The sequence below is a fragment of the Acinetobacter sp. A47 genome (assembly GCF_000805455.1).
In the GTDB taxonomy this organism is placed as follows: domain Bacteria; phylum Pseudomonadota; class Gammaproteobacteria; order Pseudomonadales; family Moraxellaceae; genus Acinetobacter.
Map to the genome: position 1 here is coordinate 144,779 of NZ_JSUS01000039.1, position 14,317 is coordinate 159,095.

Annotated in this window: 17 protein-coding genes and 1 rRNA gene; 9 read left to right on the forward strand and 9 right to left on the reverse strand. The window is 45.3% G+C overall.

Annotated elements, in window-relative coordinates:
* Positions 1 to 40 precede the first annotated feature (40 nt).
* Entirely contained in the window at positions 41 to 952 is a 912-nt protein-coding gene (locus OC23_RS10280) for a bestrophin family protein (RefSeq protein WP_038344621.1), read from the forward strand.
* A 51-nt stretch (positions 953 to 1,003) separates the two neighbouring features.
* Here the strand turns inward: OC23_RS10280 and OC23_RS10285 are convergent, their stop codons facing one another.
* Complete coding sequence (locus tag OC23_RS10285) at positions 1,004 to 2,050, reverse strand: aldo/keto reductase (RefSeq protein ID WP_038344624.1); 1,047 nt, start codon at positions 2,048 to 2,050, stop codon at positions 1,004 to 1,006.
* A 103-nt stretch (positions 2,051 to 2,153) separates the two neighbouring features.
* Between OC23_RS10285 and OC23_RS10290 the strand changes: the two genes are divergently transcribed.
* The gene (locus tag OC23_RS10290; protein WP_038344625.1) at positions 2,154 to 3,065 is read left to right on the forward strand and encodes a LysR family transcriptional regulator; all 912 of its coding nucleotides are present in this window, start codon (positions 2,154 to 2,156) and stop codon (positions 3,063 to 3,065) included.
* A gap of 107 nt (positions 3,066 to 3,172) precedes the next feature.
* Here the strand turns inward: OC23_RS10290 and OC23_RS10295 are convergent, their stop codons facing one another.
* Complete coding sequence (locus tag OC23_RS10295; protein WP_038344626.1) at positions 3,173 to 4,024, reverse strand: PHP domain-containing protein; 852 nt, start codon at positions 4,022 to 4,024, stop codon at positions 3,173 to 3,175.
* Between the two features lie 45 nt (positions 4,025 to 4,069).
* Between OC23_RS10295 and OC23_RS10300 the strand changes: the two genes are divergently transcribed.
* From OC23_RS10300 to mnmC, 4 genes are read left to right on the forward strand one after another with little or no spacing between them, the layout of a single operon-like run.
* On the forward strand, positions 4,070 to 4,681 hold the full coding sequence (locus OC23_RS10300; protein WP_038344628.1) for a septation protein IspZ: 612 nt from the start codon (positions 4,070 to 4,072) through the stop codon (positions 4,679 to 4,681).
* A gap of 24 nt (positions 4,682 to 4,705) precedes the next feature.
* Positions 4,706 to 5,008 carry a YciI family protein gene (locus tag OC23_RS10305; RefSeq protein ID WP_038344631.1) on the forward strand — a complete coding sequence of 101 codons (303 nt, stop codon included), beginning with the start codon at positions 4,706 to 4,708 and terminating at the stop codon, positions 5,006 to 5,008.
* Between the two features lie 3 nt (positions 5,009 to 5,011).
* Positions 5,012 to 5,473 (forward strand): hypothetical protein, encoded by a 462-nt coding sequence (locus OC23_RS10310; RefSeq protein WP_038344633.1) that lies wholly within the window; start codon positions 5,012 to 5,014, stop codon positions 5,471 to 5,473.
* A 17-nt stretch (positions 5,474 to 5,490) separates the two neighbouring features.
* On the forward strand, positions 5,491 to 7,404 hold the full coding sequence (mnmC, locus tag OC23_RS10315; RefSeq protein WP_038344634.1) for an FAD-dependent 5-carboxymethylaminomethyl-2-thiouridine(34) oxidoreductase MnmC: 1,914 nt from the start codon (positions 5,491 to 5,493) through the stop codon (positions 7,402 to 7,404).
* Positions 7,405 to 7,480: 76 nt separating this feature from the next.
* Here the strand turns inward: mnmC and OC23_RS10320 are convergent, their stop codons facing one another.
* Positions 7,481 to 7,795, reverse strand: a complete 315-nt coding sequence (locus OC23_RS10320) for a rhodanese-like domain-containing protein (protein ID WP_038344635.1) — start codon at positions 7,793 to 7,795, stop codon at positions 7,481 to 7,483.
* Between the two features lie 90 nt (positions 7,796 to 7,885).
* On the opposite strand from OC23_RS10320, the gene OC23_RS10325 reads away from it, so the two are divergent.
* Together OC23_RS10325 and OC23_RS10330 are read left to right on the forward strand one after the other, a co-directional pair.
* The gene (locus OC23_RS10325; RefSeq protein ID WP_038344636.1) at positions 7,886 to 8,374 is read left to right on the forward strand and encodes a YajQ family cyclic di-GMP-binding protein; all 489 of its coding nucleotides are present in this window, start codon (positions 7,886 to 7,888) and stop codon (positions 8,372 to 8,374) included.
* Between the two features lie 14 nt (positions 8,375 to 8,388).
* Positions 8,389 to 8,883: a DUF4442 domain-containing protein gene (locus OC23_RS10330; RefSeq protein WP_038344637.1), complete on the forward strand. Its 495-nt coding sequence runs from the start codon at positions 8,389 to 8,391 to the stop codon at positions 8,881 to 8,883.
* Positions 8,884 to 8,931: 48 nt separating this feature from the next.
* Here OC23_RS10330 and OC23_RS10335 read toward each other — a convergent pair whose 3' ends face one another.
* The 4 genes from OC23_RS10335 to OC23_RS10350 are packed head-to-tail and all read right to left on the reverse strand — an operon-like array spanning position 8,932 to position 11,204.
* Positions 8,932 to 9,411 carry a GAF domain-containing protein gene (locus OC23_RS10335; protein ID WP_038344638.1) on the reverse strand — a complete coding sequence of 160 codons (480 nt, stop codon included), beginning with the start codon at positions 9,409 to 9,411 and terminating at the stop codon, positions 8,932 to 8,934.
* Between the two features lie 34 nt (positions 9,412 to 9,445).
* Complete coding sequence (locus OC23_RS10340) at positions 9,446 to 9,868, reverse strand: acyl-CoA thioesterase (RefSeq protein ID WP_038344639.1); 423 nt, start codon at positions 9,866 to 9,868, stop codon at positions 9,446 to 9,448.
* Position 9,869: 1 nt separating this feature from the next.
* The gene (gene trxC / locus OC23_RS10345; RefSeq protein ID WP_038344640.1) at positions 9,870 to 10,307 is read right to left on the reverse strand and encodes a thioredoxin TrxC; all 438 of its coding nucleotides are present in this window, start codon (positions 10,305 to 10,307) and stop codon (positions 9,870 to 9,872) included.
* The gene (locus OC23_RS10350) at positions 10,308 to 11,204 is read right to left on the reverse strand and encodes an alpha/beta hydrolase (RefSeq protein WP_038344641.1); all 897 of its coding nucleotides are present in this window, start codon (positions 11,202 to 11,204) and stop codon (positions 10,308 to 10,310) included.
* Positions 11,205 to 11,326: 122 nt separating this feature from the next.
* Here OC23_RS10350 and OC23_RS10355 point away from each other — a divergent pair, with 122 nt between their 5' ends.
* Positions 11,327 to 11,662, forward strand: a complete 336-nt coding sequence (locus tag OC23_RS10355) for a TIGR01244 family sulfur transferase (protein ID WP_038344644.1) — start codon at positions 11,327 to 11,329, stop codon at positions 11,660 to 11,662.
* A 237-nt stretch (positions 11,663 to 11,899) separates the two neighbouring features.
* On the opposite strand, the gene OC23_RS10360 is transcribed toward OC23_RS10355, so the two are convergent.
* Positions 11,900 to 13,888 carry a hypothetical protein gene (locus OC23_RS10360; RefSeq protein WP_038344647.1) on the reverse strand — a complete coding sequence of 663 codons (1,989 nt, stop codon included), beginning with the start codon at positions 13,886 to 13,888 and terminating at the stop codon, positions 11,900 to 11,902.
* A 326-nt stretch (positions 13,889 to 14,214) separates the two neighbouring features.
* Positions 14,215 to 14,317 (reverse strand): 5S ribosomal RNA (gene rrf / locus OC23_RS10365); the annotation flags it as partial.

Genomic DNA, 14,317 nt, shown 5'->3' on the forward strand with positions numbered 1-14,317 from the left:
GGCATGAACATCAACACATAAAATTAATGATTCATATAACATGATTGTCCGTGACCAGCCGAGTATTTTTAAAGTTTTATTCTCATGGCGTGGGACGATTCTACCCAAAATTTTGCCTTCTCTCGGTTTTGTCATGCTGATCTCTGCCATTATTGGTGGAGTTGAATACGTTGACCTTTATCGTTTCCCTGAAATTCCGCTGGTGGGCTTTACCCTGATCGGTGTGGTTCTGTCCATTTTTCTGGGTTTTAAAAATACCGCCTGTTACGATCGCTGGTGGGAAGCCCGTAAACTCTGGGGCGTTCTGATTGCGACCGCCCGGCATTTTGACCGTGATTGTCGTGTCCTCACTCAGGCACGTCGCGAACGCATCATCCAGAACGTGATTGTGTTTGCCAATGTTTTGCGTGACCGGTTACGTCATCAGACCGCCAATCCGACCGAACTCACAGAAACCAGTGGCTTGAGCCAGCAGGCGCTGACCCAGCTTTACCAACAGCACAATGCCCCGCAGTACACGCTGAGCCTGATCCAGTGGGAACTGTTACAGGCCATGAAAGAAGGTGAAATCTCGGATATTATTTATACCCAGATGAACCGTCATGTGGCGGCTTTAAGTGAAATGCAAACCGGCTGTGACCGTATTGCCAATACCCCGATTCCGTTTGCCTATTCGGTGTTGCTGAACCGAACCGTCTACTTCTTCTGCTTTATGCTACCTTTCAGTCTGGGCTCTTTATTGGGGCTGGTTACCCCCTTACTGGTAGGGATTCTGGCCTATACTTTTTTAGGCCTGGATGCGCTAAGCACTGAAATTGAAGAACCTTTTGGTACCCAAAGCAATGACTTGCCACTCGATGCCATGGTCCGCTCGATCGAGATCGAATTACTCGGTACCCTGGGCCGGCCGACACCACCGCCAATTCAGGCCCAAGATCACAACCTGCTCTAATTCCGATGCCCTCAGAAGAGGGCATTTTTATCCGGATGATGAATCAATCGCTTAAACAAACTGTGAGGGCACCAGAGACCTGAAACGTTCCGTAAACTGTCCATTCCAGTAGGGATAATAAGGATACGGCGGATAAACCGCACTGACCTGATCTAGCTGCACCAGATGCTCCGCCGATAATTGCAGCTCTTTTGCTTTGAGGTTTTCTTGCAACTGGGCCTGATTACGGGCGCCAATCAGGACACTGGAGACGGTTGGTCGCTGTAACAGCCAGTTCAAGGCAATTTGGGGAATGGCATAACCGGTTTCCTTGGCGATCTGTTTCAGCACATCAATGACCTGATAAAGATGTGTTTCATTGACCGGGGGTGCAAACTGCACCGTGTCATGCAAACGGCTTTGTACCGGAACCGGATTTTCCCGGTCAAATTTGCCGGTTAAGCGTCCCCAGCCCAAAGGGCTCCACACCACGGCTCCGATCTGCTGATCGTCATTCAACGGCATCAGTTCCCATTCATAATCCCGGCCAATTAAAGAATAATAAACCTGATTGACCACAAACTTTTCATAACCATATTGTTCAGCAATGGCCTGAGCTTTCATCAGTTGCCAGCCAGCAAAATTGGACACGCCGATATAACGTACCTTGCCACTTCGTACCAGCTCATCCAGCGTTTTCATCAACTGATCTAATGCAGTAAAACTATCAAACTGGTGCAATTGCAATACATCAATATAATCGGTTCCAAGTCGGGTCAGTGATTGCTCCACGGCGGAAAGTAAATAGTCCCGGCTGAATCCGGCAGCATTCAGATGCGCCGAGCTACGAATGCCCACCTTGGTCGAAAGAATTGCCTGCTGTCTTTTTGAAGCCAAAGCCCTGCCAAGCATTCGCTCCGACTCGCCATCCGAATAGACATCTGCGGTATCAAAGTAATTGATCCCGCCCTCTAAAGCGGTCTGAATCATGTGATCGGCCTCGGTTTGGCTGGCCTGTCCCCAGGCAGAGAAGATTTGTCCCTGCCCGCCTAAAGTGCCCGTGCCAAATCCTAATTCCGAGACTTTTAAGCCCGAATTACCCAGAAAATGATATTTCATGATTGATCTCTTAAACATGTAATTGCTTAAGCTTCAAAATAGCGCTAGGGATTTATTAAAAAAACCACGATAATCAGGAAATACTTTTCTGGTTTTATGGATAATGAATACAGAAGATTTCCAGTTTTTTATTCGGGTTGCAGACTTGGGCTCGATCAGCAAAGCCGCCCAGGAGGTCAATATTTCAGTCTCCGTCGCCAGCCAGAAATTGCAGCGACTGGAACAACAGCTACAATTGCGTTTATTTCATCGTACCACCCGCAAACTCACCTTGACCGAAGAAGGTCGCACCTTGCTGACGCACGGGCGTAGCTGGATGGCTGATTTTGTCAATTTACATGAGTCATTAAAAGTCAAAGATCATATCCTCTCCGGGACATTGCGCTTGACTGCTTCTGCAATCTTTGGAACCAAGGTTTTAATGCCCGTGATTGCCAAATTCGCGCTGTTACATCCTGAACTGCATATTCATCTGGACCTGAATGACCAGAATATCGATTTAATTCAGCACGGCATGGATCTGGCAATTCGTATTGGCCGGCTGGAAAGCTCGAGCCTGATTGCCAGACAATTAAGCCCAAATCCACGGTTACTGTGTGCTGCACCCGAATATCTGCAACACTATGGCAGACCAGAAAGCCTATCGGAGCTCAAATCACATCGCTGTATTTTGCAACAGCATGCCAATGGCTTAACCGACCAGTGGTATTTTCTGAATAAAACCGGTGAAACTGAACAGATCCGTGTCGCAGGCTATTTTAGTAGTAATTCGGGAGAAGCCATCCGACAGGCTGCCTTACAGGGAGTAGGTATTTCCAATCATTCACTCTGGCATGTTGCGGAAGATTTAAACACAGGCAAACTGGTCCAGCTGCTGCCTGATTTTCCCGTACAACCCACAGCAATTTATGCAGTATTTCCGCATCGGGACTTGGTACCACCAAAGGTGCAAAGCTTTTTAGATTATTTAAACGATTACTTCCAGCAACATACTGATTGGCAAATTAAAATCTAATTGGATTTAAAGTCCTGCAAAACCGTGAAACATCCATTGAATGCTCCATAAAACAATCAGGAATAAAATAACGATGAAGCAACATTGTAATTTTTTCATTGTTCCACTTATCGAAAACGCTCCCAAATCCCTGTTTGTCCCTCTTTGACTCGCGGCGTTTGCCCCAGTTTGATCCACGGCATATTGTCACCATGAAAATCACTGCCAATTGAAACCGCCAGATCAAATTGCTGAATCATCCGGTCAACCATCTGTCGGGTTGAAGCAGGCTCTATCGCAGGCGGTAACTCGACAGCATCCCCGCCAGATTCAGCAAACAGTTCAATCAGGTAACGGATATTGGTTGCCGACAAATCATAACGGGTCGGATGAGCCAGCACCGCCAAACCGCCACTGGCATGAATAATCTCAATGGTCTGTTTCAGCCCCACCCCTTCGAATTTGACAAAAGCTTTCTTGCCTTCCTTCAGGAAACGGTCAAAGGCCTGCTGCGGACGACTGACTATATTCTTTTCAACCAAGGCTTTGGCAATATGGGTGCGAGTCACCCGATCTGCTTCCCCGTCCACTTGGGCAACGACATCCGGGTAAATATCAAAACCGATACATTTTTCCAGTAACTGGCAAATCAGCCGGGCCCGTTCAGCCCGTACTTTTTTCTGCTGTTCCAGCATGGCCCTGATCGGGACCTCATCTTGCATATTCAAGGCCACAATATGCACACCATAGCTCTTTTTGGTATTGGGCCGTGACCACTGACTGGAGATTTCTACACCAGAAATAATTTGAATATCATGATCTTGTGCATAATTTTGCGCCCGCTCCAGCCCATCCATGGTGTCATGATCGGTCACTGCCAAAGTCTGTATTTTTAACTCAACAGCAGCCTGTACCAGTTGCTCGGGAGAGAAGGTACCGTCGGAAATGAGCGTATGGGTATGTAAATCGACACCGAACATGGTTTGTATTATGCTATCTGACCTATTTCATCATCGTACTGTAACATGAAAGCGTTGCTCGACTATCTTCCGATTATTATCTTCTTTTATTTTTATAAGACCACCGATCCTAAAGATAGTCATCATCCCCTGTTGCAACTGGTGGGTAGCGCAGGAAATACCGACCAGAACCATATTCTGGTAGCGACCTGTGCCCTGCTGATTTCGACCCTTGTGGTTTATGGCTGCCTGTTCTTTTTCCAGAAATTCAAGCTGGAAAAAATGCAGTGGTTTATCGTGCTCATGTCGGTCATCTTTGGGGGCATCACGCTGATTTTTAGCGATGTGACCTACATCAAAATGAAAGCCATCATTATCAATATCGGGATTGGTCTCGGCTTTTTAGTGACGCCATTATTTAATAAAGAACGCATGCCGATTATCCAGAAACTGTTAGGTTCACTGTTAGAACTGAGCCCTAGAGGCTGGATCAAGTTGAACTGGGCCTGGTGCGGTCAATTCTTTTTGCTTGCTGCTTTACATTTCTTCTTTGGTTTTGTCTATATGCAAGGAAAATATTGGGGCGAATTCACGGCTTTTGGCGATATTATCGTTTCTCTGAGTTACCTTGCTGCTATACTATTTTTCTTACGAAAACATTTCAAAACCACTGAATAGATTTTAAATCATCGAGCTACTGCCATGCCATATTTTGTGCTGACCTGTACTGATCGCGAAGGTACTCTGGAAAAACGTTTAGCCACCCGCCCGCAACATATTGAACGTCTACAAAAGCTAGATGATGAAGGCCGTTTAATTGCTGCTGGCGCACATCCGAAAGATCCTCAAGATCCACAGGCAGGCTTTTTGGGCAGTACCATGATTGTTGAATTTGAGAGCCGCGAAGCACTGGATGCCTGGATTCAGGAAGAGCCATTTTTAAAAGAAGGGATCTACTCAGATATTGAGGTCAGACCGTTCAACAAAGCTTTTCCAAAAGGGTAAATCATGCACATTGCAGTCAAAAGCCTGTTCGCCTTCAGTTTACTCGGTTCTAGCGCGTGGGCGGTGGAACCCACTGCACCAGCACCTGCTCCCGCAGCAGTTGCTCCAGCCACACCAGCGAAAACCACGGTAACAACACCGACCAATCCAGCTGCCACTGCGGCCAAACCGCTGACGGCTGAACAGATTGCTAAAGCCAAACAGCAGCAAGATGCAAAAATAAAAGCCATGATTCAGGATCAGGCCAGCCGCTTAAAGCAGCTTGAACATGCCAACCTTGAAGCACTGGCACAAAACCAGGAACTGCAGTTAAAGAATGACAATTTAACCGTACAGGTACAGGTGTTGCAAAGCGAACGCAGCGCGCAAATGTTTTTATACGGCGCCATGACCATTGCAGTCGGTGTCATTCTCGGTTTCTTTATTGCCAGTTATGTTTACACCAAACGTCGTCGTCAATGGTAAAAAACTTCTCTTAATTTATGTCTCTCTCATCAAAACTACAAACCGCTGATCTGGACTGGGAATGGGTCGAGGGTATCGAGATTCCCATTTCCAGGCAATTTGGCGATGTCTACTTTTCCAAAGCCAATGGTTTACTGGAAACACGCCATGTGTTTTTAAACGGTAATGACTTAACCGAACGTCTTTCCCAACTAGGTGATTATCAATACTTCTGTGTCGGTGAAACCGGTTTTGGCACCGGACTGAACCTCTTGACCCTGTGGCAACTCTGGCAACAGGTACGTCCAGATAACCACAGTCACCTGCATGCCATCAGTGTCGAAAAGTTTCCACTCAGCAAAACAGACCTGATTCGCGCACTGAATGTCTGGCCGGAACTGAAACCACTGGCTGACCAGCTGCTTCAGCAATATCCCCTGCCGATTGCAGGCTGCCACCGCCTCAGTTTTCCCGAAGAACGCTTTAGCATTGATTTATGGCTAGGCGATGCACAGGATATCTTTCCTGTCATTCCCAAAACACAAGCGGTCAACGCCTGGTTTCTGGATGGTTTCGCGCCCTCCTGCAACCCGGATATGTGGCAGGAAAATGTACTGAATCACATTGTACGCTTGTCCGAGTTGGGAACCACTTTCGCGTCGTTTAGCGTTGCAGGCGTACTAAAACGCGGACTGAAACAGCATGGCATCCAGATTAGCCGTCCACGGGGATTCGGGCATAAACGGGAAATGCTCAAGGCCATCTGGCAAGCGCCGGTAACACCGGAAACAGAGCAGACCGGCTCAGCACAGCCCCCTGCAATTCCCCAACCTGAGACAGAATCATCACCGGTCAAAACCGGGCAACGCCAGATCGCGATCATTGGCGCAGGAATCGCAGGTTTAATTACTGCCTGGGCATTTGCCCAACGTGGCCATCAAGTCATGCTCTATGAGCAAAATGAGCCGCTTGCAGGCGCATCTGGCAATCCACTGGCACTGCTGAACCCTAAACTCTGCCCGATTGAACAGGCCGCCGAACACCTGATGACCTTGAGCTGGCAGTATGCCTTAAACTTTTATGCGCGCTTTAATGCATTTAGGCCAATTCAGGTGCAGCAGTTGGCCCTGAAAAATGCGACAGACTTGCCGGGCTTTGCCGCGCAATACCCTGAAGGCGTCTTGACTGCTCCATCGAAATCGCAACAGGAACCAAAAACCGAGTTTCCGAGTTTAACCCTGCATCATGCAGGCGCGGTTTCACCTCACCAGTTACGTGATGAAATTTTACGGCATCCCCAGATTGGCATAACACAAGCCAGGGTTTCCCGCTTAAATCCACTACCTGCCCACATTGAGCTTTGGCAGGACCAGCAGTTGCTAGCTACAGCTGATCATGTCATCGTTTGCTGTGCCAGACAAAGTGCCGAGCTATTTGAAAACTATCCGGTTTTAAAACCTATTCGGGGACAGGTCAGCTGGGTGGAGAATGGCCAACAGCCTTTGCCACGGGATCAGGCCTATAGCTATGGTGGCTATTGCATGCAACTGGATGCTACACAATTGATTCTGGGGGCGTCCTTCTATCCAGACCGCGATGATGCAGATGTCCTGATGGAAGACCATGTGCATAACAAGCAACTTATCCACAATGTGTTCCCTGCCTATGCACAGCAACTCCCTGCTGTAGAGCATTGGCAAGGCCGGGCCTCTATCCGTGCACAAAGTCGGGATTACCTGCCTTTGCTTGGCAAAATCCAGGATCATGAACACAGCTATACCTTTGCCGGTTTGGGATCGAAGGGATTCCTGTATGCGCCATTGTGCAGCGAAGTCTTGGCAGCTCTGGTACTGGGTGAACTGTGCCCGGTTGCACAGCCGTTACTGGATAAACTGAATCCGCAACGTTTCCAGAAAAAAGCAAAGGTGAAAAAACCGTATTATTCGGGTTAGCTATTGTTTGATCTGAAATTTTATTCTTGTTGAATTTGCCAAAATACCCGGGTATTTTGGCAAATTTTTTGAGTGTCTAAGCGCCTTGCTCCAAAGCTAATCCTGCATCACGCGCCGCGCGTGTGCCACCCATCAATACAACATATTCACGGGAATTATCAATACCGTCTAGAAGCTCTGCTGCACGCGGTGCTTTACTACCGCCACCACATAGAATATAAATCGGTTGATCCGCTGCAACCTGAGTCAAACTATCCGCAGTCAGTTCAGCAATTGGACGATTTACCGCCCCTTTGACATGAGCCTCTGCATACGCCTTGGCGTCTCGGACATCCCAAATGACTGCGCCTTCTGGGAACTCAAATGTTGTAATTTCTTGTTTACGGATCATTGTGCACTCCTTTGATGTAAACAACACTTGGCAAATGAAGAAAACCCCCTTAGCATCTCAAATATTCTTTCCCTTTGTAAAGGTCTAACCATGCCTTCTTTTGATATTGTTTCTGAATTAGAGTTATTTGAAGTCAATCATGCCGTGCAAAACACGCAAAAAGAGATTGGTACACGTTTTGACTTTCGTGGACAAGACGTTTCAATTGAGCTAAACGAAAAAAACAAGGAAATCAAAATCTCGACTGAAAGTGATTTCCAGTGTGAACAGGTCTATAGCATGCTGGAAAACCATTTCTATAAACGTAAGGTAGATGTACAGGCACTCGACCCGCAAAAAGCAACCGCTTCTGGTAAGCATGTCGTACAAGTGATCAAACTTAAAGATGGGCTTGACTCTGATACCGCAAAAAAAATTAATAAAGCCATTAAAGAAAGTGGCATCAAGGCGCAATCTTCTATTCAGGGAGACAAAATCCGTGTCACGGATAAAAAGCGCGATACCTTGCAACAGGTCATGAACTTTTTACGTGAACAACAATTTGGTCTGCCACTCCAGTTTAATAATTTCAAAGATTAAATAATAGGTTCACCATGGCAAAAGATAACCGCCTTTACAAGCTGGTTAAAACCACCTCTAAATTTCCCAAGGGCATCCGTAGCACGCTCTGGAGCAAAGCCTTTGGTCGCGTCGTTCCAATGGTTGGCACTGCCAATATCCGCTATTTGGAAGTAGATAAAGATCACGTAACGGTACGTATTGAAAACCAGCGCAACATGCAAAACCATATCAAAGGGGTACATGCAGCAGCGATGGCGTTACTGGCCGAAACCGCAACCGGCTTCCTCACCGGCCTGCATGTGCCAGACGACCGTATCCTGCTGATCAAATCACTGCATGTCGATTATTTAAAGGTCGCACAAGGGGGGTTAACCGCAACAGCCAGCTTATCGGCAGATCAGCAAAAACTGATTGCCGAGAATGAAAAAGGCGAGTTATTGATTCCTGTAACCGTGATTGATGATTCAGGAAATGAACCAATCCAGTGCCAGATGCTTTGGGCCTGGTTGCCAAAACGCAAAAAATAATCCTGAATCAGACCATAAAGCCCAAATGATTTTGGGCTTTATTTTGATCTAGATAAATTTTTCGATCACGGACACCAGCTGTGCCAGATATTCAGCATCGACCTCATCAAATTGATCGAGTGCATCACTATCAATATCCAGCACCCCCACACACTCAGCATTTTTCATGATCGGCAATACAATCTCCGATTTTGATGCAGAACTGCAGGCAATGTGCCCAGGAAACTGATCGACATCAGGCACAACCAGCACTTGCCGTTGTTGCCATGCACTACCGCACACACCGCGACCTTTAGCAATACGGGTACAGGCTATTGGCCCCTGAAATGGGCCCAATACCAGCTCGTCGCCCTTTACCAAATAAAAGCCGATCCAGAACCAGCCAAATTGCTGTTTGAGTGCCGCACAGATATTGGCCAGATTGGCAATCACATCTGTTTCATCTTCCACAATTGCCTGAATCTGTGGAAGGATACTTTGATATTGCTCAACTTTATGACCGTGTTGTAAAACCAGTTCTTCTGCCATGGGCTAGATGCTCGATAAAAGTGTTCAGAAAAATTTATGCTGACTGTGTTGCTAAAAAGGTCTGTTTAATTTCATCACCAATTAAACGTTTCTTGCCATTTACATCCACAGCCACAAAGGTAAAGACCCCTTCCGTAATACGGACAGGTTCACGAGAATCATCATGGCTATTCCACACCTCGATTTGAACCTGTACCGAACTATTACCGACCTTCAGGATTTTGGTATAGCAGCTAATCACATTGCCGACTTTCACGGGAACCAGAAAATTCATCTGGTTAATTGCAATCGTGGCACAACGGCCTTTGCTAAAACGTTCTACATGGATTGCTCCAGCCAAGTCCATCTGGGACACAATCCAGCCACCAAAAACATCACCACTCCAGTTGGTATCAGCCGGCATGGCAATGTTCTGTAGTGATAGAATGCCTTCTGGATGTGTTGGGCGTTCGCTCATGTTAATGTCCTTGATGTTGCTGTAACTGCTGGTCGAGCCATTGCTGTAATTCAGGTGCACGTAATGCTCCGCTGATCCTTGCCACTTCTGTGGTTTTATTCATAAGTACCAGGGTCGGGATACTGCGTACATTAAATGCAGCACTTAAACGTGGATTTGCTTCCGTATCAATTTTTGCAAACACCACATAAGGATTCTGCTTGGCGACCTGGGCAAAATGTGGCGCCATCATTTTACATGGGCCGCACCATTCTGCCCATAGATCAATCAGTACAGGCAAATCATTATTGCGAATGAAATTGCTAAAATTTTGCTCATTTAATTCAACAGGTTCTAAAAGCAATAATGCTTTATGGCATTGCCCACAGTTAGGATGGCCTGCCAGTTTTTCTTCAGGTACACGATTTTTTGCACCACATGATGCACAGACAAGAATCATTTACATCACTCCGATATGTTGATGTAAAAATTCTAATTGGGTTGTGACTGCTTTTTCAAACCAAGAATCATGATAAATATCAAAATGCTTCATTTCCCACTCATGATAGCTCACAAATGGCGCAATATTGGTAGCCGCTTCACGACTGGAGGCAATCGGAATCAGGCTGTCATATTTCGCTGCAATAAATAGTACCGGGATATTAATCTTGCGCACAAACTGGATGGGCCGGTAACGCATCAGATTAAAAAACACCCGGGCTGGGACTTCACCACTCCAGTAATAATCAGGATTTACAATCGAATGGTAGCCATAATAACTGTCTGAGGTCGGCAAGAAACAGAGTTTGTTCTGATCGACGACCGGTAAGGTTTTCGGGGTCAGGCCCATCTTGGAGCCCATATAGTCTTGGCTGGAACGCTTTAATGCTTCAGGATAACGTTGCAGTGGATACAGTTTGGCGGTCTCGGCCCCGTCTACATAAGGTACTTGCACCATGACTGCCTGAATATTTTTCAGGTCGGTAGCCAAACTGAGCGCATAGCCTCCACTGAGCGAAGTCCCCCATAGAATAATTCTGCGACTATCAATCAGTTTACAGTTTGAAGCATACTGGACAATGGTTTTCCAGTCATCCAGTTGAGCCTTCAGTGAAACCAGTTCACGCGGTTTACCGGTACTGCCGCCCCAATAACGATAATCAAATAAAATTACGGCATAGCCGGCATGGGCAAAACGCTGGGCGTACTGGATCAACTTAAACTGGCGCAATCCGGCAAACCCGTGTGCCATCACAATCACCGCAGGTTTTACCGTTGTTTTGGGAAGATAGAAATCGGCAGCAATCGTTTCATCTCCATGAGGAACATACAAAGGCTCAACGGTATAAGTGTGCATGCGCGCTCCATTGCGTATCTTATTCGTTATCATCGTTTATTTAATATAGACATTTAAACTCAAGATCGAGCTTAATGCTATGATAGAGCATAAAATGTTTTGTTTGTTTTTGGAGTGACAAGATGTCAGATAATATAGGTTTTGCAGGTCAAATCGGTCCAGAGCATGTTGGCCAGGTCGTGGAAAAAGGCTTCAAGTCGATTATAAATAACCGCCCAGATATGGAAGGTGGCCCAGATCAACCGACCAGTGCACAGATCGAAGAATCTGCCCGCAATGCAGGTCTGGATTATGTCTATCAACCTATTGTTGCAGGCCAGATTACCGAGCTGGATGTCCGTACTTTTGCCAATCATTATAACGAACTGCCAAAGCCTATTTTGATGTTCTGCCGTACAGGCAACCGTTCAAATAACTTGTATCAGCTAGCAAAACAGATGGATTTACTGGACGATTAAGCTTATTACATTTTATTACCCGAGCAAGATAGTGAATTCCTTCCGATTATAAGAAGATGGTTCTTTTCCAAGAGATAAAGAACCATGTCAAAACTTGCTGTTATCCTGTTATGTGTTTTCGCTGTTTCCGCTTGCAGTTCAATGCAGCTTCGTCCGACCGCCTCAGTCAGTGTCGGGACAGCATTATAAAAAAACAGCACCGAAGTGCTGTTTTTTTACCCAGAAAACCAGTCTGTTTTATTGGTAAGCCGTAAAAATGGTTGAGACCTTACCATCAGGAGCCGCTACCGAGATTTTGAAGCTATCTCCTTTAGCACACTCTTTCAAACGATATCCATAAAAAACCTGGGTACTATTTTTAAACGTTGTTGGAGTCAAAAGGTTAAATACATTTGCGACCGGTGAACTGCCTTGTACAAATTCCGCAGTACATGACAGATTATTATCTTTGGTATTATCTTCAGCTGTAACGCTTACGGTAGAACCAGTCGGCATCGGAACACCTTGCATACTATTTCCATATAAATTGAAAGATAATAAATCGCCACTCGCTTTAACATTGGTAAATGTTGCGGTATTTTCTGAAAATGCAAATATCAACTGCTGACGTAAAATACCATCGAGCTGATCATCACAGGTATCGGCAATATTCGGCTGATTAATCGTTGAGGCTGCGCATGCAGCTTTATTGCCTACAATTTTCCGATTATAAAGAAACTCCCCAATACCATAGTTATTATCGTATTGGTTATTTTCATTATCATCACGGAAGAAGCTGCCAATATTACTAAGCAGCTTATCTACCCCTTTGGTATAAAGATTATCACCATCCAGATCGGTAAAGCTCTTATCCCCTTCAACATAGGCCAGAACAGTAACGCGGTTATCTAAAGGACGTGGATCCTGCACCGACAAGGTAACTGCACAACGGCCATTATTCGTTGAACAATTTGGCGTCACAACACCGCCTTCACTGATAAAACTCACTACCGTTCCATTTGGTACCGGATTACCTGTGCGATCTCTTAACATGACATTAATCGTTGCACTATCCCCATCAATCCTGTTTTGCAAGGCATTTTTACTGACAGACAAGCTAAAACCATCTTGAGTTGCACGCCCGGTTGATACAGATACATTCTTGGATAAAGCCGAAACAACATTATTTGAAACCAAAGTCGCCTTTATTTCAACAGGCCCAGGTTTGTCTCCCGGATATAATGTTACAACAACCTTACCATTCGGATCACTTTTTACAGTTTTAAGGTTTTGATTACCCAAAGAAATAAAGCTTAAATCTTCTGGAGCACGAACCAGCTCAATATTTACATCCTTGTTTGCAGCAGGCGTTCCATTTGCATACAAAGTAAATTCAATCTGGCCAGATGCCGCAGTCCCGCTGCTTCTAATACCCAAAGTCACCGGACTTGATGTTGTATACTTTAAGGAATTAGCCTCAATTGCAGCAATATTGACATCAACTTTTGACTCAGGGATATTTGAACCCGACGCCCGGATAGTCTGTTGTCCTTCACATAACTTTCCATCAGCCCCAATCGCTTTATAAGAAGTTGTGACATCCCCTTGATTTGAAGACACAACACTTGCCGGCTCAAACGTTCCACAAGTGGCATTAAAGCTGACCGTCACGTTATTCTGATTTACCTTGGTACTTGAATCTTGTGTTTTCAGGGTAATATTGGTTGATGCCCCTGATTCCAGTTGCGTGCTAGCAGCTGTCATACCAACTAAAACAATATTTGCGGCCTGAAGTACGAAATTATAAGGTTTGGTTGTCGCTGTGATGCCATTATGACTGGTTGTAGCAGTAAGCTGATATGCGCCCGTGGCATTGAGATCCTGAGGTTTAACAGAAATTGTTGCTTCACCCTCTGCATTGGTCAGTACAGCACCATTTGTTGTACCGAAGCTTACACCTTCCCCACTGAAGGTCACAATTGCTCCACTCATCCCTTTTCCAGAGGAATCCGTTACTTTTACTTTAGCGGTCACACCAGCCGCAGTAATTGAGTTGGTCGCAGTATTGTTGGCATCATATAAAGTGATCTCTGTAATATTTACAGCAGTCACAGGTGTCTGGCCATTTCCACCTGAGGCATTATTATCATTCGAGCCATAATAGCCGCCCCCACCTCCACCACAACTTGCTAATAAAACAGAGACAGCAATCGCCGACAACTTTAATGTAAGTTGTTTTTTAGTCATGATCATTCCTTTTTTATCCCCAATCGATTCCACAAGGAATCAGACATTTCATTATAAAAATATGTCTAATGTAACCATATTATAGATTTTGTGTAAATATAGTTTATCTTCAAGTAAAGAAGATTAAAGTGAAGCCAATCATATTATTTGATTAAACCGAGAGTTTGGTTAGATCTTTTAACAAATAAATATAAAGAATAAAAAATTAATCATGACACATCGGTAAAACATTTATTCATTTTCATTAAAGTAATTACTGGATATATAAAATACAAAGCATAAAAAAACACCCCTAACCGTTAGGTCAGGGGTGTTTCGTATTTAAAAGCTGGCGATGACTTACTCTCACATGGCAAGTGCCACACTACCATCAGCGCTAAGAGGTTTCACTTCTGAGTTCGGGAAGGGATCAGGTGGTTCACTCTAGCT